Origin of the sequence: Vibrio sp. VB16 (assembly GCF_015594925.2) — a bacterium.
GTDB lineage: Bacteria > Pseudomonadota > Gammaproteobacteria > Enterobacterales > Vibrionaceae > Vibrio.
In genome coordinates this window covers 2,401,608-2,418,967 of record NZ_CP087590.1, presented here as the reverse complement: position 1 = coordinate 2,418,967, position 17,360 = coordinate 2,401,608, and the positions used below count along the sequence as shown (strand labels likewise).

15 protein-coding genes are annotated in these 17,360 nt (G+C 40.4%); 10 read left to right on the top strand and 5 right to left on the bottom strand.

What is annotated here, in order from left to right; genetic code table 11:
• Positions 1 to 115: 115 nt before the first annotated feature.
• Complete coding sequence (locus tag IUZ65_RS10900; RefSeq protein WP_195703753.1) at positions 116 to 1,717, bottom strand: methyl-accepting chemotaxis protein; 1,602 nt, start codon at positions 1,715 to 1,717, stop codon at positions 116 to 118.
• A 569-nt stretch (positions 1,718 to 2,286) separates the two neighbouring features.
• On the opposite strand from IUZ65_RS10900, the gene IUZ65_RS10895 reads away from it, so the two are divergent.
• The gene (locus IUZ65_RS10895; RefSeq protein WP_195703752.1) at positions 2,287 to 3,939 is read left to right on the top strand and encodes an EAL domain-containing protein; all 1,653 of its coding nucleotides are present in this window, start codon (positions 2,287 to 2,289) and stop codon (positions 3,937 to 3,939) included.
• A gap of 72 nt (positions 3,940 to 4,011) precedes the next feature.
• On the opposite strand, the gene IUZ65_RS10890 is transcribed toward IUZ65_RS10895, so the two are convergent.
• Both IUZ65_RS10890 and IUZ65_RS10885 read right to left on the bottom strand, forming a co-directional pair.
• Positions 4,012 to 4,368 (bottom strand): nuclear transport factor 2 family protein, encoded by a 357-nt coding sequence (locus IUZ65_RS10890; protein WP_195703751.1) that lies wholly within the window; start codon positions 4,366 to 4,368, stop codon positions 4,012 to 4,014.
• 24 nt (positions 4,369 to 4,392) lie between these two features.
• Positions 4,393 to 5,352: a DMT family transporter gene (locus IUZ65_RS10885; RefSeq protein WP_195703750.1), complete on the bottom strand. Its 960-nt coding sequence runs from the start codon at positions 5,350 to 5,352 to the stop codon at positions 4,393 to 4,395.
• 116 nt (positions 5,353 to 5,468) lie between these two features.
• On the opposite strand from IUZ65_RS10885, the gene IUZ65_RS10880 reads away from it, so the two are divergent.
• The 4 genes from IUZ65_RS10880 to IUZ65_RS10865 all read left to right on the top strand — a co-directional run bounded on the left by IUZ65_RS10880 (position 5,469) and on the right by IUZ65_RS10865 (position 10,763).
• Positions 5,469 to 6,353 carry a LysR family transcriptional regulator gene (locus IUZ65_RS10880; RefSeq protein WP_195703749.1) on the top strand — a complete coding sequence of 295 codons (885 nt, stop codon included), beginning with the start codon at positions 5,469 to 5,471 and terminating at the stop codon, positions 6,351 to 6,353.
• Positions 6,354 to 6,816: 463 nt separating this feature from the next.
• Positions 6,817 to 6,957, top strand: coding sequence for a hypothetical protein (locus IUZ65_RS10875; RefSeq protein WP_195703748.1), 141 nt, complete (start codon positions 6,817 to 6,819; stop codon positions 6,955 to 6,957).
• A 372-nt stretch (positions 6,958 to 7,329) separates the two neighbouring features.
• Positions 7,330 to 8,367, top strand: coding sequence for an extracellular solute-binding protein (locus IUZ65_RS10870; RefSeq protein WP_195703747.1), 1,038 nt, complete (start codon positions 7,330 to 7,332; stop codon positions 8,365 to 8,367).
• Positions 8,368 to 8,381: 14 nt separating this feature from the next.
• Positions 8,382 to 10,763 carry a putative bifunctional diguanylate cyclase/phosphodiesterase gene (locus IUZ65_RS10865; RefSeq protein ID WP_195703746.1) on the top strand — a complete coding sequence of 794 codons (2,382 nt, stop codon included), beginning with the start codon at positions 8,382 to 8,384 and terminating at the stop codon, positions 10,761 to 10,763.
• 59 nt (positions 10,764 to 10,822) lie between these two features.
• Here IUZ65_RS10865 and IUZ65_RS10860 read toward each other — a convergent pair whose 3' ends face one another.
• Together IUZ65_RS10860 and IUZ65_RS10855 are read right to left on the bottom strand one after the other, a co-directional pair.
• On the bottom strand, positions 10,823 to 12,214 hold the full coding sequence (locus IUZ65_RS10860; RefSeq protein WP_195703745.1) for an SLC13 family permease: 1,392 nt from the start codon (positions 12,212 to 12,214) through the stop codon (positions 10,823 to 10,825).
• A 276-nt stretch (positions 12,215 to 12,490) separates the two neighbouring features.
• A complete protein-coding gene (locus tag IUZ65_RS10855; protein ID WP_195703744.1) occupies positions 12,491 to 13,363 on the bottom strand; it encodes a dimethylarginine dimethylaminohydrolase family protein in 873 nt (290 codons plus the stop codon).
• Positions 13,364 to 13,472: 109 nt separating this feature from the next.
• Here IUZ65_RS10855 and IUZ65_RS10850 point away from each other — a divergent pair, with 109 nt between their 5' ends.
• The 5 genes from IUZ65_RS10850 to IUZ65_RS10830 all read left to right on the top strand — a co-directional run bounded on the left by IUZ65_RS10850 (position 13,473) and on the right by IUZ65_RS10830 (position 17,353).
• Positions 13,473 to 14,264 carry an ABC transporter ATP-binding protein gene (locus IUZ65_RS10850; protein WP_195703743.1) on the top strand — a complete coding sequence of 264 codons (792 nt, stop codon included), beginning with the start codon at positions 13,473 to 13,475 and terminating at the stop codon, positions 14,262 to 14,264.
• Positions 14,265 to 14,306: 42 nt separating this feature from the next.
• Entirely contained in the window at positions 14,307 to 15,080 is a 774-nt protein-coding gene (locus tag IUZ65_RS10845) for a transporter substrate-binding domain-containing protein (RefSeq protein WP_195703742.1), read from the top strand.
• 30 nt (positions 15,081 to 15,110) lie between these two features.
• Positions 15,111 to 15,836, top strand: coding sequence for an ABC transporter permease (locus IUZ65_RS10840; RefSeq protein WP_195703741.1), 726 nt, complete (start codon positions 15,111 to 15,113; stop codon positions 15,834 to 15,836).
• The gene (locus IUZ65_RS10835) at positions 15,829 to 16,596 is read left to right on the top strand and encodes an ABC transporter permease subunit (protein ID WP_195703740.1); all 768 of its coding nucleotides are present in this window, start codon (positions 15,829 to 15,831) and stop codon (positions 16,594 to 16,596) included. Before IUZ65_RS10840 ends, IUZ65_RS10835 begins: the two co-directional genes overlap by 8 nt.
• Positions 16,597 to 16,705: 109 nt before the next feature.
• Positions 16,706 to 17,353 carry a TetR/AcrR family transcriptional regulator gene (locus IUZ65_RS10830; protein ID WP_195703739.1) on the top strand — a complete coding sequence of 216 codons (648 nt, stop codon included), beginning with the start codon at positions 16,706 to 16,708 and terminating at the stop codon, positions 17,351 to 17,353.
• The last annotated feature ends 7 nt before the right edge of the window (positions 17,354 to 17,360 follow it).

Here is a 17,360-nt window from a genome sequence, read left to right as displayed (position 1 = left end):
GAAATCTTAAAGAAATAAAGAGTCTAAGACTAACATTGAAGTGAAAAATGTTAGCCTTAGTGAATGACGGGTTATCAGTATATTCTGATTATCGAAGAGCGTTGGTTATTCAATACTAGATCGTAAAACGTATTGTATCATCGCGTAAAACTTGGCCGACTTGCGACAAGTGTTCTGCAAGCTCCTGATTATTTAGTGCATTATTTCGAGTTTTACTCGACGTATCCGCGACATGTACGATTCGCTCGTTCATGTCGTTAGCGACGTCACTTTCTTCTTTTGTTGCGGTTGCAATATGAGTGTTCATCTCATTGATCGCGACAACTGCTTCAACAATTCTTTTTAACGCAACGTCTGCTTCATTCATATGTTTAACACCAGCGGTTGCTTTCTCTTGGCTAATGTTAATGGCTTTAACCGATTGTTTTGCTTGGCTCTGTAGGTTCTCTACCATCGTTTTGATTTCGCTGGTCGAATTCGCGGTTCTGGCAGCCAACCCTCGAACTTCGTCGGCAACGACAGCAAATCCTCTCCCAGATTCTCCGGCACGTGCGGCTTCTATCGCTGCATTCAGTGCCAGTAAATTGGTTTGTTCTGCAATTTCATTGATGACATCAAGAACCTTACTGATCTGTAAACTGTTCATGTTAAGGGTATTAACGACATCTCCTACAGATTGAACCTGTTGATTAAGCTCATCAATAGTGGAGGCGGCTTCTTTGACCGTAACCCTGCCTTTATTGGCTTCCAGTTCAGCGTTGTTAGTATAATCGGAGGCGTTTGCACTGCTTACTGCCACTTCTTGTATGGTCGCAGTGATTTCATTCATGGCAGTGGAAATCAGTTCTATTTCTTGATACTGCTTATCCATGCCGATGGCGTTTTCCGTTGCGGCTTTATTGAGCTGTAAACTGGACACACTAAGCTGTTCACTAGAATGGACTACGCTACCTAGAATGGCCGAGAAGTCTTTGAGAACATCGTTATAGTCTCTGTAAAGCATGCCTATTTCATCTTGGCTATCATCAGCCGGTAAATAAACCGTTAAGTTACCCTTAGAAAGCATTTTTAATGCTTCTCTCAAAGGCAGTAAAGGCTTCATTAGGAATCGATTTACGTACAGATAGAAACAGCCAGATAATAAAAGTAATGAAAAAATAAGTGCCATTGATATCTGCATGTTATTTCGTACATTAACGTTGCTGGCGACTTCCATCATTTGTACGGCTCTATTCATCTCTTTGAGAATAACTGGAGAGCGTTGAAAAATATGATTAATTATTTCCGCTTTATTCTCTTTAGACAGTGAAGAAGAACGATCGATCAAAATTTTGATGTCTTGTTGGTAGACCTGCCATAATTGGTCGACTTTATTTAGCTGATGTTCAATATCTTTCGTTGCAGGAACAGAAATATCCAGCTCTTTGTTCCCACTCATTAACCACTGCATCGATGTATCAAATTGCTTGATGGTTTTTTTTACGGCATTGATATCGCCTAAGTCAGATTGAATGAGTAGTGCTTCCTTTGCCACTCTTTGAGAGAGCATTCGCTGCCTGCCTGCCACATTTATGGTCGATGCATCAGCTTGCATTCCATAATAGATGATAGCCATCGCGATAAAACCGGAGAAAACTAATACGGTAATTAGCAATAAGAGCTGTGACTGAATACTTTTAAATCCAATCAGCTGTAATGTTTTTCTTATTTTATTCATGTCTGAAAATTCACACTCAATTTTAGTAGCAAACAATTAACATTAGTCACTTATTTTTAACAATAAGTAATCTGAAAACGATTAGAAAATAGTGAGAAGTCATGAACTCGATTTCGATCACTATACCAATAGTTAATAATCATACGCGCAGATAATAAAAAATGCGCTAACTATTTGTAAAATCGAACATTACCGATTTATATAGCCAATAAACTTGGATGCAAAAAGTCGATTTTCAGTATGAATTGAGCTCTCAATATAAAAATAAACAATAATGAATATCTCGTCAGCAATAGAAATAAAATAAATTTTCTTATAAAAATAATCTTGAGAAATTTTTCATTATGAGCTTAACAAGAAATTTTTATGGAGACGGTCAACGCTTAGGTTTGATACATCTACTGATGTGATTTATATGACAAATATCTATATTTTAAAAATGTGACATACACTTTAGTTATTATTAATTGCATGATGAATTATAACTCTATATGTTTAATGTGAGCTCTTCGTTCAGAAAAGTTTGTCGTGATGTGGTTTATTTTCAAAATGAGAGATTGATTAAGTCTATGGAGAATATCGCAGGGAATTCGCTAGACTCAGTGTTTTTTTGTATCGATATCGATGGGTATATCTATTTTGGCGAAAATCTCTCTAGCTATAGATACACCCTGCATTATAAAGAGTGGTTAGCCCAGATTCACCATGACGATGTAGAGCATGTTGAAAATGCCATCTTCCAATTATTTACATTTGAAATCCCTTCAGTAGCGATAACGTTTCGTCGGCAAGGCATCGATGGGGCGTACCTAGAGCTAACCTGTCAATGTAAAATCGTCGTGCATCAAGGAAAGTATCGTATTGAGGGGGTACAAGAAATATACTACGCAAAATTTGATCAGGATAAGCATATTTGTCACCAGCATTGGGTGGCCTCACGTTATCACTTTTTTCATTATAAAAAATTGCTGGATGACATGAATAGGCTTGGTGACAACCAAACACCCTGTACTTTATTTTATTTTAATATCAACAAACTCAAAACATTGGTGAGTCAGTACGGTTACGATGTTTTAGATAGGATTTATAGCTGTATTTATAACGCTCTTAACGATTTATCGATATACCCTATATGTCGATATCAATCCATTCTAGGCAATTTTGTTTCTATTGTTGGTCATTCTTTCAATAGCAATGAATTAGAAGAAATCTGTGACAGGATATTCTCTCACTCTAAAGATCTTGCGAATCTAAACCCAATGATTGATCTGTGTGATATGCGTGTCGGTATAATGACGCTTCCGCCGCGTCAATCTGAGTCGCCTAGAGATATTTTAAGACATCTTGCAAGAACGAGTGAGTACGCCTTGAAAGGAAATGAGTGTAAATGGGCCATTCATGATGAAAATAAGCATTCAAAACTGGCTCGGCATTTTTATGTTGAAAAAGAATTGCGTGGCGCAATAAGAAATAATGAATTAACCGTTAAATTTCAACCCATTATCAATGCAAAAACCAATAAACCTTGTAGCGTAGAATTATTATCCCGATGGGAAAATAGTGCGCTTGGAGAAATATATCCTGACGAGTTTATTCCTGTGGCTGAATCCCAAAATTTGATTGTACAGCTTGGCTGGCAAGTGTTTAATCAAGCATGTCAGTTTTTGAGCGGTTTACCGAATGATTCTACATTGAGTGTGAATGTGAATGTCTCGGTTCTTCAACTACAGAGCATAAGTTTTGCTACACAAGCGTTAAGTATCGCAATGGAACATCAAATATCACCATCGCGAATTGTTATGGAAATAACTGAATCGCTATTCTTAGATACGAGCTCAATGGCTGGTGCACAGCTGCTTGCGCTATCGCAGCTTGGATTCAAGCTTTCTCTCGATGATTTCGGTTCTGGTTACAGCACCTTAAATAATTTATTTTCCTTACCAATCAACCAAATCAAACTCGACAAGGAAACGGTAAATAAAGCGATGCAAAACGAAGAAGCGATGAACTATGTTTGCTTTCTTATCGATATGTGCCGACGAAATGACGTTGAGTTCCTAGTGGAAGGCATTGAAAATGCCGATATGAATGCGTGTTATCGACAGAAAAAGGTCCATTGTATGCAGGGCTTCTATTTTTCTAAACCGATGAATGGCAAAGAGACGGTTGAGTACTTAGGCTATGCCAATAATAAACGTCCCAAAAACCGCTCAAAGCCGTAAGCTAATTGTGTAATCGAAGACGAATAAACCTAAATACTCAAACCAATGATGAGTGACGTGATACGTCAATTGTTATAGTTGAGAGACATCAGCATAGATTTCATAATTACTGATTAAACCCTCTTTCATAGTTAAAAATGTCGCGAATTTTGCCGAATGTTTACTACCATCTTTTCTAACGTAACTTACCTGACCGTTACAGATAATCACATCATTTTGATTCCAGATATTATCAAAGGTATGAGACATACCTGCAATAGAACTGAAAAACTGACGATTCATTTCCACAACATTTGATTTACCCTTTACTGGTTCAGCGTTGGAAAACCTGAATGTAACGTCTTGATGAAGCATCTGAGATAATTCAGAAGCGTTACGACTGTCCACAATGTTGTAAAGTTTTTTTGTGAACTCAATTGGATTATTCATTTTCATTTCCTTTGGCTGCTTATATTATAATTTATTGTTGAATTTTACTGCTTGTTTTGACGATTGGTTTGTCATCGATAGACCAATGAATAACAGAATTAAAGCGATGATCAACCGGTAGTGGAAAGCATCGGCAAAGAAGAAAATTCCGATCGTGACACCTGTTATTGTCACTACATTTCCCACCTGACTAAAACCCAATCCATCGGTCATTTTTTGTAAACGAAAGGTGAGTAGATAACTGAATGCGGAGATTATCGCCATCAGCACCAATATGAGTGAACTTGATTGTTGCGCGCCATCGATAGAGCTGCTGCCAACGGTTAGACTGATTGGTAGCCAAATTAAACTTTGTATACACAATACTCCTGTAGCGAGGGCGATTGGGTTGGCGTCAACAGGATAGGCTTTACTTCGATATATATTCCCCATCGCAAGGAACAAGGGCACCAAAGTCGCGAGAAGTAACGTAGTACCGTCATCTTTTAACGTGAAGCCAGGTGATATGGTTACTAGCAAAACCGCTAAAAATCCAAACCCTATTCCCATGACTCTTTTGAAGTCTAACCCGGCTTTCTGAAATGGTATGGAAAGTAGGAGAGTGAACAGGGGTGACAAGGTAATCAAGACGCTGAATGTACTGGCCGACAAATTCTGAAGTGCAAAATTTGATGCTAAATTAGGTAGACTAACACCAAGCAGACCAGCAAAAATGTAGTAGCGTAAGTGTTTTACCGATAGCGTTTTTAATTCACCTTTTAATACCAACAATGTTAATAGAATGAAGGCTGAGCCCATTAACGGTAGTACTAGCACCTCAAGAGGTGTAAAGCCGTTCATGACGCTGTACTTCGCTAATGCGAAGCTAACCGCAACGGAAATACCAATGCTAAGAATGTATAAAATTCGCGTACTTTTAAAGGATAATGTCTCAAACTTAATTTCGTCACTTGCTTTATTCGATAACACTGATTGGTTGGACATAATATTGCCTTAACTTTGTTAGACCTGAGTTCAGTAGAGAAAGCATATATTGGTTCGACTAGAATGATAATATGCCCTACACTCATCACATTGTTTCCAGTTAGGCTACAAACACGATGGAACACTTAGACGCTATTCCTTATTTTCTCGCTGTTGCGGAGCATAAAAGTTTTGCAGAGGCAGCCCGTCACCTTAACGTTTCGCGCTCAGCAGTAAGTAAACGCGTGAATCAATTGGAAGCGGCGTTGGGAGTTCGCCTACTGCATCGAACGACTCGAAAGGTTAGTCTCACAGAGGCTGGTGGTCATTATTTCTCTAACGCACAAAATGCGTACTATTGGATGCAGCAGGCTGAAGATTCCGTAACCAGCCGACAACATTCACCAATAGGCAAGCTCAAGATTTGTGTTCCAATGTCTTTTGGGCGATTGAAAATTGCTCCTTTAATCCCAGGTTTTTTGAAGAAGTACCCGCAAGTTGAAATCGATATGGTTATGGACGACCGTTACTCGGATATTGTTGACGTTGGATTCGATGTCGCTATTCGTGGTGGCAATCTTGCCGATTCTTCCCTAATCGCAAGAAAGCTTATGCATAGTCGTAGTTTAATTTGTGCGTCAGAAACATATTTAGATGGAAGGTTTTTGCCCAAAACGCCCATCGATCTAACTGAACACAATGCGTTGATTTATAGCTACTCGGCACAAACGATCGAATGGATTTTCGAATACAATGATCACATTGAAAGAGTCAGTGTACGTGGAAATTATAGAGTAAATAACAGCGAAGCAATATTAGCAGGATGCTTACGAGGCTTAGGGGTTGGACGGTTGCCTGATTTCATCGCAAAACCTTATATAGATAGTGGCGAGCTTATCCAATTGTTACCAGAATACAAAATGCCGGAAAAAAGTATCTGGGCGGTTTTTCCTGAACGAGCTTATATGCCAGTCAAAGTCAGAGTTTTTATCGACTATCTCTCTGATACATTAACGTTATAGGGTTACAGTGATTTAGGGAGTTCTTAAACATTCCGATATCGTAATGCGATGTAAGCATGAATCATCAATAGAGCGGTTTTGAATCAAAGTTAACTCAGGTTTTAATTGGAAACTAATTAGAGCTTCAATCAGGCACGCACCGATGGCCCAAAATATCCCAGAAAAGAAAGCAAAGATATCGCCAATATTTAAGATGGCCTACCCAGATATCAGCAGAGCTGATAGATTCATCTCCACAGATAAGTGATCTGGAACGGAGCAATGTTGATATCGCTATTCGGTATGGTGTTCGAAAGTACGATAAGTTGGTACATCATAGATTGATGATCGACCAAATTATGCCAGCATGTAGCCCTGCGGTAGCAAACGCTCTTTCATCAACCAAAGCGCTATCAGATCTCTTCACCTTTTCTCTAATTCATTGGGATACCACTCAACTCGAAGCAGCAGAATCTAGTAGACAATGGTTTGTTTGGAAGAATTGGTTGGCCCTGATATCGGATATGATGTTGTTACAAAAGAAGCGATGGTGCGCTCGGATGTGCATATATTCGTTGATTGGATAGTAAAAGCCGTTAAAGAAGACAAATCAAAATTCGAATAATAAATTGTCTCGCATGATATGACCAGATGTCGGATAAACGTCGAAGAAAGAGTTTTTTGAATAGATTTGATCGACAACGCTTTTTATAAAAAATAGGCATACAGATAAGGTATAAATTGTCATTGGACAAGAAATGAATAACAGCAACATGATAATGGTAGTCATCAATTATGGATAACCATAGTGATGGTGTATATATTGCGCAGGTTAGCGGCGGTAGATCTCGCTGGCAAATGCGTGTAAATAACGAGGTGAACTATAAAACGTGGCTACTAAATGAAATAGAGACTAGAGTTTACAAATAATAATAAATTTAATGACGTTCAGTATCTTGGCTACATTTTTTCTATTTGGTTAATAAAAAGGGTCCTAATGCGCACACTCACTACTCTTCTATCCTTATGTTCACTTTTTTTTAGTACGAATTGCTTAGCCGACAAACTCAAAATTTTCACATGGGAAGACTATATTTCAGATACCCTCATTAAAGAATTTGAAGATACATACGGCTACACGGTGTCTCAAATATACTTTGAAAATGAAATGCTGCGTGATGTTGTCGTGTATTCAGGAAAAGCTTTAGCCTATGACTTATTCATTATAGATGGATTAACAATTAGAGAATTGGGAGAGTCTGGACACCTTGCTAAGCTATCAGGCGTGTTAGATCAAGAAAACTCGAATTTTACCAAGGCATCTAATCAAGTGTGTGGACCTTATGGAATACCTTACTCACAGGGAACCATGGGAATAGGGTATAGAACTTCAAAAGTAGACCGAGAGATTCGTTCGTGGATGGATATTTTTGACTATGCAAGCGAGAATCCTCAAACCGTCGTGATCCCAAATGATGATATAGATACAACGGCTATTGCGTTGCTCGCACTAGGGTTTAACCCAATGACTGAAGATAAAAATGAGTTAGAACAAGCCTATAGCCTGCTCATGAAAACGCGTAAAGACCTACTCGCCTTTAGAACGAGTATCGGTTACGTTTTAGATAAAAAAACGGATTCTAAAATGGAAATGGCCATATTGTATTCCGGTGAAAAAGAGCAAGTATCATCCACAACTAGCCAAGAAGATTGGGTGTACACGATTCCAATTGAAGGAACGCTGTTATGGCATGAGTGTCTGAGTGCCCATATTCAAAAACCTATCAGCAAAGCTTCGATAGAATTTCTAAATTTTATCAACAAACCAGATAACGCTGTAAAAAATGCGGAAGAGATGTGGTTTACAAGCTCGAATCAATATGTATTAGATTCGGCCAGTGAAGAATACCTTCACGATGAAGAACTGTTCCCTGAGAATTTAGATAGCGACACTGCATTCTCTTACAAGAGGCTTAGTACAGAAGCTGAAAATTTCCGGAGCCAAATATTAACCGTACTCCAGAACAGTAAATAGAAGATAATTGACGAATGAAACTGTCAGCGAAAATTAATTACATACTACTGCCCGTCATGTTGATTATTTTTTCGACTGCGGCCTTGTTTTCATACAGCAGCCAAAAATTACAACTTACATTGGCAATGTCCGACAAACTACAAAATGAGCTTGAATATATTTCTTATGATCTAAATAAGGATCTTCAAGAACTTGATACTATCGCTAGAATGAGTTTAGAAAGTCATTATATTCAACAACACTTTGATGGACTGAAAAATGACACGGATAAATACTACTTAGAGAAAGAGCTTGTCAATTATATTAATCAACTTGAAATCAATCATGGGAGTTTTGAAAGTTTCGCCCTGTTAGATAATAAAGGTCAGGAAATTATTTACTTCAATACCTCCAATCCTTTTTCCAAATTTGAAACGAACGAAGTCATTGAAAATCACATATCTCAAATAAACAATGAGTTAGAAGTACATGGTGTCGCATTGATCAATGCCTCAACTTATAAGTTTATTAATAAAGGTGATGAACCAGAATTTCTAATATTGAAAACATTTACTCCAGAACAGAGTTTAACGGTCCCAACATTTTCTAGAGGCCATAAACTGTATACTGCGGTAATCCGCTCAAAAGTCACCCATAATGCTGATTTTTACGAGAAGATAAAAACGAAAATAGATCCAGATGTGAGGCTCTCTATCACGCCCAATGCCGCATCCAATGCCATTGAAAGTGCAGTAAAAATCGACCACATGACAATGTCAGGTGATGAGCTCGGTTATGAACTCAAGCACGATTTATGGACCATAAAAATAGCCTTAATGGGCGAAACCTTGTCTAAAATTTACAAACCGTTTCAAATAATGTTTGTCACTATTGTTTTGTCCGTCACGCTAGTCACTTTTGTGTTACTCAAATGGCTTATTGTTAAACAGATAATAAAACCAGTCGAGAAGCTGACTAAGCAAATTGAACAGGTGGATTCTGACAATCTAATCTATATAGAAAAGTCTAAAAGTGATGATGAGGTTTCAATTCTCACAAACAAATACATCAACCTCATCTCCGAGCTCGATGATTTGGCAAAACGAGACAGTTTAACGGGGCTGCCAAACCGTAAGAAATTCAACTTGGATATTGTTCGAATCATAGATCGGTGTGAAAAAACAGGCAAGAAATGCGCTGTTATTTATTTCGACCTCGATAACTTCAAACATGTTAATGATAAGTACGGACATCATATAGGCGACAACCTGCTATCTGTTTTCTCTGAACGTTTTGTCGAAAGTTTTGTCGATTTTGATTGGGATAATTTGTCTGTTTCTGAATTCGAATTTGCAAGGTTGTCAGGTGATGAGTTTGCCATCATTGTTGGGGGTATAGATGACCTGGATATTCTCACCTTGTTTACCCATCGAATTCTTTCCTTATTCGATGGAGGTTTCGCTATCGGTGATACTCTTTTCGATATCGGTGTGAGTATTGGCCTTTCAATATACCCAAATGATGCGAAGACGGTCATGGAATTAATCAACCACGCTGATTCTGCAATGTACTCTTCAAAAAAAGAATTCGGAAGAAACAATTACAAATTTTACTCAGATGAATTGAACAGTGAAATAAAACGCCACGAAAAAATAAATGAGTACATAAAGGACTCAATCAGTTCGAACCGTTTTTATCTAACCTACATGCCAATTTATGGCACAAAAAATGGCAAGATAAGAGGGGCAGAAGTCCTCTTAAGAACGACACATAAGGATTTATCATCTTATGGTCCAGCAGAGTTTATTCCAGTAGCGGAATCATCTGGCTTAATCAAAGATATCGACTATTGGGTTTTTGAGAATGCGCTATACCGATTATCAATTTGGATCAAAGAATTGAGTTTTGACGGCGTCCTTGCCATCAATTTTTCTTCTTGGCAACTGACCAATATAGATTTTGTAGATGATCTTGCTTCTCTAATTGCTAAGTACCAGATCCCACCAAATAGAATAGAAATGGAAATTACCGAGACATGTTTTATACCGGGTGATGATCAGAACATAGAGATGCTAAAGTCTCTTAAAAAATTAGGGGTTAGGATTTCACTTGACGATTTTGGTACTGGTTTTACAGCATTTAGTCAACTTATTAACTACCCAATAGACACACTTAAAATTGACAGAATGTTTATCAACGCGATTGATATCGAATCGACCGATAGACAGTTATTTGATGTCATTATTGAAATGGCCAAGATCTATAACCTTAACGTTGTTGCAGAAGGGGTTGAAACGACGACACAACTAGACTATGTACGCTCGAAAGGATGCCAAGAAGTACAAGGTTTTTTATTATCTAAACCTTTAAAAGAGGAAGATTTTCTCGCTATTTGGAAGAAACAGCCTAGTGGCTGATAGCGGCTGTGTGATTCAAACGTACTCAACGGTATTGAACCGTTGCTAAATAGCCTTACTCAAGCCCAACCCAGCAGCCACCACCACACATAATCAAGCGGAAATAGAAAAATGATTGTTACTGCAGTAAGGGGTAACGTCACTTTAACTAGCTTACTTAAGGGTTCTTGGGAGAGTTGCATTGCAACTATCAAGGGGGCGACCTGATATGGGAATATCACGGTAGAAAAGCCTAATACTTGTGTCATCAGTACCGCTGTAGTTGAAAATCCAGTCGCTTGCGAGAAGTCAGCGGCGAGAGGGGATAGGACGGCTGGTACACCTGGAATAGTGGTAACCAAACCCGTAACAACAGAGGTTAAAGAGAGCGACATAAACCCAAGGAACGAACCAGACGACGACGAAGGCAAAAGCTGACTAAACGCCTCTCCCATGTAATTACCTATCCCTGATTCGTTGACTAGCATGCCTAATCCAAGGGCAGCAGAGACAAAAACTACGGTACCAAAGTCGACGGAACTATTGAAAGATTTGGGGGGGATTACGCCTACTTTTGGCAGCAGAAGAATAATCGCTGTCGCCAGACCAACCCACGCTGGATTCACGCCATGTATTGAGTCTGTCACCCAAAATAGAAGCGTGATACCGAGTAATAAGCCGACTTTTTTCTGCGCCTTAATATCAAAGTTATCTTCTACACTTTGGCATGCTGGCGTGGGGTTGGATGAAATTTTATCAGGAAATATTTTTAAGACCATAGTGACGATGAGCAGAGACTTTAGAACTCCTAATACAGGAAAGTGGAGCAATAAATATTCGGTATAACTAAACTGAATGTCATAAAGAGTTTCACTAGCGCCTGCGAGTATCATATTTGGTATATTGGCAGGCAAAACGGCAAAGCTTGGCATATTACAGGCGAGAGCCAAAGCGACGGCGATACCAATTCGTCCATTGCTTCCTTTCTCTAAGCCAACTTGATCAGCAAGCGCCATGCCAATCGGAACCAACACGACCGCCCGTCCCACGGATGAAGGCATTATAAACCCAAGCAGTACTGCACTCATCACTAGTCCACCAATCAGCCTAGTATAGCTGCCGGTTAAATAGGGTGCGATTGTTGATGCGAGTCTCTTCCCTAGCCCGGTTGAGGAGATCGAAGCCCCAATGACAAACCCTGAGATGATTAGCCAGACAGCGGTGGAACCGAAACCAGAAAAAAGTAGAGTGGGTTCTATCAGTTTAAAAATAGTGGCTAGAGCAAAGAAAATAAGCCCGACAAGAAATGGCGGTACAATGCCAGTAGTCCAGAAAACGAGTGTGATCAACACAACCGCCGCACTATGTGAAAATCCCGCTGGCTGACCTGATATTGGAAAAAAAGCCAACAAAATCGCAATGGCTACTGTGGCAGCAAGTGTGCCGTTTCTTACATTGAACCCAAAATTCATGCCAGCAAGCCTTATGCAGATACGATTAAGATAACTCTAATGTAATAATTGCCACATTGACAGGGTATCTTTGAAATCTTATTTCACGACAGAGGACAACAAGAAAAATAGTCAGTGATTTCTACGGCATTATCATTTTTAAAGGTAGTATCACTACCTTTAAAACGTCTGCCTGCATAAATGGCCAACAATTCGCCGTAAAATAGCCTCAAAAGATGAGCACACCCTAGTCGGGGTGATGCCTTAAGCACTATAATATCGCCGAATCTGGCCGAATTATCCTCGAAGAATAGGGTTCGTTAAACAGGTCGGTCCGCCTTCACATGCCATGCAAAGGGCGTCACCTTCAAATACAGTGACGTTCACTCCACTCTCTTCCATGACCTTCTTTGTTTTTGGGAAGCCATCGATCATGATGCAGTGATCTGGAGAGGTAGGAAGTACATTTAGGTTAAGACCAAATGAGGCTTCAAACTCATCAGCCGGCGCGATAACGAACTCGATATTGGACTCTTTTAGCAGTGTCCACAATGACGCAGGGATCAAAGGTGGATGAACAAGGTATTTGGTTTCAGTGAGTGGTGAAATGACGGACATAAGATGGAGACAAGCTTCTTCTCCAGTCCAATAGGGCATATCAAAGCTAAGTACTGTGATGTCATGTGGATTGAGTAATACATTGAGTTGCCTTACCCCTTCTTTATTCGAACGAAACCCCAGCCCGACGATCAACGTTTTTTCATTAAGCCAAATGGTGTCACCGCCTTCAACCATCGCGTCGCCAGTCAGTTCGCCTAGAATGGTAATGCCTGCTTGCTCATAGGCTTTTTTGTGTACCTGTGGCTCGTCAGCTCGGAGTGGTTTACCCATTTTCAATGGTATGGCACCTGCCTTGGTAATGATCGATGCATCACGAGTAAACATAGCGTCAGACAGGCCATCGCCTTGATCTTCAATCCATACGATCTCTGCACCAGTTTGTTTGATTAACGTTGCAAACTGGTCGTATTCTTTTATCGCTTTTTCAGCGTTAAAAAAGTGGTTGTAGTGCCATAATGCAGGGTCCGCCTCCAATAAGCTTTTACCGGGACGACGCATTAAAACGCGGGTCATTTTTTCAGCCATTAACTGACAACCATAATTAGCCATTTATCTTTCCTTAATATAACGATTAATAAAAACAGATTGACATTTAGTCTATACGGATGCATAAAGTTATACAAGCGTATAGTTTTACGCAGTATTATAGGTGATATGGATGTCGATAAATGGATACAGGCGCAAAGGTCCTGTTATTGAAGTAAAGGATTTACATAAATCGTTTAATCGTATCGAAGTGCTAAAAGGCATTGATTTACATGCGAATAAAGGCGAAGTCATTGCGCTGATAGGAGGAAGTGGATCAGGAAAATCGACTACATTGCGTTGCTTAAATTTACTTGAAACACCGCAATCGGTTGGATCCATGAGGCTACTTGGAGAAGAGGTACTATTCAAACCGTCCAAAGGTGAATCATTAGACGTGTTGGATAAAAAACAGCTTCGTTGGATACGAACCAAACTTGCAATGGTTTTTCAAAACTTCAACCTTTGGCCTCATATGACACTCGAACAGAATATCATGGAAGCCCCCGTACATGTGCTGGGACAGTCGAAGGTTCAGGCAAGGGATAAAGCACATGACTTATTAGAAAGAGTGGGGTTATTAGAGAAACGAAATAGCTACCCGTCATTTCTATCAGGAGGGCAACAACAGCGAGGCGCAATTGCTAGGGCACTGGCTGTTGATCCCGAGGTTTTGCTGTTCGATGAACCGACATCTGCTTTGGATCCTGAATTGGTAGGCGAAGTTTTATCTGTGATGGCGGGGCTTGCGGATGAAGGTCGTACTATGATCATCGTCACCCATGAAATGCAATTTGCTGCCGATGTTGCGAATAGAATTATATTCCTCGACCAAGGAAAAATTGAGGAACAAGGCACACCGGACCAGATTTTTAAAACACCCCAATCACCCCGTTTACAGCAGTTTATAAAGAATATTTATTAATAAATCACTCTACAATCACAACATTTCAAGGAAAGAAATATTATGAGTATCAAAAAAACAGTCTTCTTATCGTGTGTTTCATTAGGATTAACGATCTCTCAAGCATACGCGGCACCAATAAAAGTCGGTATTGCAACCGAGGCGTATCCCCCATTTTCTGTGCCGAACGCCGAAGGGAAATACACGGGTTGGGAAATCGATATTGCAAACGCGGTGTGCGATCAGGCAGAACTAGAGTGTGAGATTGTCGCCACGTCTTGGGACGGAATTATCCCTTCACTGGTCGCTGAAAAAATAGATGTTGTTGCCGCTTCACTATCGATAACAGAAGAGAGAAGTAAAATTATCGATTTTTCCGATAAATATTATCAAACGGGTGCAAGTTTGGCGGTTGCTGCGGGTAGTAAAATTCAGTCGACGCCTGAGAGTCTGGCGGGATATAAAATTGGTGTGCAATCGGGCTCAATTCATCAGTCTTATGCCTTAAAGCACTTTAAGTCGGCTTCGATTAAAGAGTATCAAACTCAAGATGAAGCAAATCAAGACCTGTTCTCGGGAAGAATAGATGCCACCTTAGCGGACGCCTTAGTATTAGAAGACTTTTTGAAATCAAGTGAAGGTACGCTTTGTTGTTCATCCGCCGGGCTCGTTGCTCATGATGAAGCACTGCTTGGCAAAGGTATTGGTTTTGGACTTAGGAAAGGCAACGATGATCTAAAAGCCTCACTCAATGCTGCCATTGAAGCGATCAGAAAGAATGGCATCTACGATAGCATCACTCAAAAATACTTCGAATTTAATATCTATGGTGAATAGTTTGCCAGTCGATCTAATTTGGAGATGTAGATGGTAAATTATAAGAGCATGAGCTGGTATGAATTGCTTGCTATACCTCCTCCCGGTTGGGGGGGGTATTTGTTGGATGGGTTAGTGGTTTCTTTACAGGTTGCGAGTCTTGGTTATCTATTTGGACTGATTATTGGCATGTTTGCCGCCAATGCTAAACGCCGTGGTAATGTCCTTGTGGCTGATCTGGTGACCATCTATACCACGGTGATACGCGCCGTACCGGAGCTTGTATTAATCTTATTGGTTTATTTTGCTCTACCGGATCTCATCAATCAGCTGCTTTCCGTTTTTGGCGCAGAAAAGATAGAAATCAATAAATTTTCCGCTGGTGTGCTGGTGATTACCATTGTACAAGGTGCCTATGCGACAGAAGTAATAAGAGGTGCCATGAATGCTATCCCTACAGGGCATATTGAAGCCGCAGAAAGTTTTGGCATGCATCCTTTTGTTACCTTCTATCGAATAACGATCCCTGAAATGCTGCCGAATGCGTTGCCAGGCCTGTCTAATCTATGGTTGATTGCGACCAAAGACACGGCGTTATTGGCGGTGGTTGGATTTACTGAGCTGACGTTGGCGGCTCGTCAGGCGGCCGGGGCCACTAAAAGTTATTTTCTATTTTTGTTCGCGGCTGGCGTGTTGTATCTCATTGTTACCTTGCTCTCTAATGTTCTATTTAACTACCTTGAAAAGCGACTTAATCGGGGGGTGAAATATGCATAACATAATGGTCCCTCACCGTATCGTCCTTATTCTGCTCAGTTTAGTACTGGTTTTTGCGGCTATTTTTGGTCTGAACTGGCACTGGTTGACGAACTATAGTGCAGATATACTCAACGGCTTATGGAAAACCATTATGCTGTTGGTGAGTACAATCATATTCGGTTTTGTTTTCGCCGTTTTGCTAGGTTTAGCTCAGGTCTCCGGCCCTAAACCATTGGCATGGTTTGCTCGAGGTTTTTGCACCATTATTCGTGGAACGCCTCTACTGCTTCAACTATGGCTTTTGTACTATGGGTTGGGATCTATCTTCCCTTATATCCCGGGAATTCGGCAGAGTTGGATGTGGCCGTATTTAACGGAGGTATGGCCGTACGCATTTATCGTACTGACGATCTCTTTTGCTGGCTATGAAGGGGAGGTCATGAGAGGGGCGCTTAAGGAAGTGCCAAAAGGTGAATTGGAAGCGGCTTATGCTATGGGGATGCACCCTTGTATGGTCTTTCGACGAATCTGGTTGCCGCGAGCGATACAAAGAGTGCTACCGACATTAAACGGTGAGGTCATCTTGCAACTCAAAGCGACCCCTCTTGTGGCGACGATATCGTTTGTTGATGTCTATGCGGTTTTCTCAAGGATCAGACAGGAGACATTTATTGTGTACGAGCCTTTAATTCTATTAGCTCTGTTGTATTTGGTGATTGCTGGGATAATTACTTTAGGTTTTTGGTATTTAGATCGCCGCCATCCGAGCTATTCGTAATGGCTCTTGTGTTTTTATTTGATAACGATGTAGAAAATAGCAATAAATAAGCGTACCTAGCCGTGTCATTGTTTATACTACGCCGAGAAATGTTGAACGAGTTGATCCGATGAATGAGAAACGCCGAGTACCAAGAAAAGAGATGTCTATCAACCGTAAAACAGAGCTGGTTGATGCGACCCTTAGGGTAATAGCATCTGACGGCGTGAAGGCGGCAACAGTTCGCTCCATTGCAGAAGAGGCGAAAGTGACGCAAGGGCTGATTCGTTATCATTTTAAAAGCAAAGATGAACTGATCATCGCTGCTTACGAAAAACATATGACCAATCTGATTGACGTTGCTGCTCGTGGGTCGAATGGCCATTACTCTTCAGCGAAAAAACGCTTGGCGATGTTTGTACAAGCCTCGGTTAGACCGCCCATTATTGATGCGCAGGTGATAGCGATATGGGCTGGATTTTTTCAGCTTTTGTTTCATAACCAACCGATGCGCGAAAGCCACAAAAAAACCTACCACCTGTTACGGAACCATATCCAACAGCTGATAGCCGATGTATTTTCTGAAGAGTCTAGAGAGACAACAGACAAAGAATTGCGTCAGTTAAGCATTGCCTGTAATGCCGTTTTGGATGGTCTGTGGATAGAAGGCGGTATTATCCCTGATGAGTTCATGACTAACGAGCTCGTTGAAACCGCGATTCGGGGTTTTAGTGCACTGACAGGCGTTGAGCTAAGTCGCTATTTGGGTGTTGAATAACGTAGGA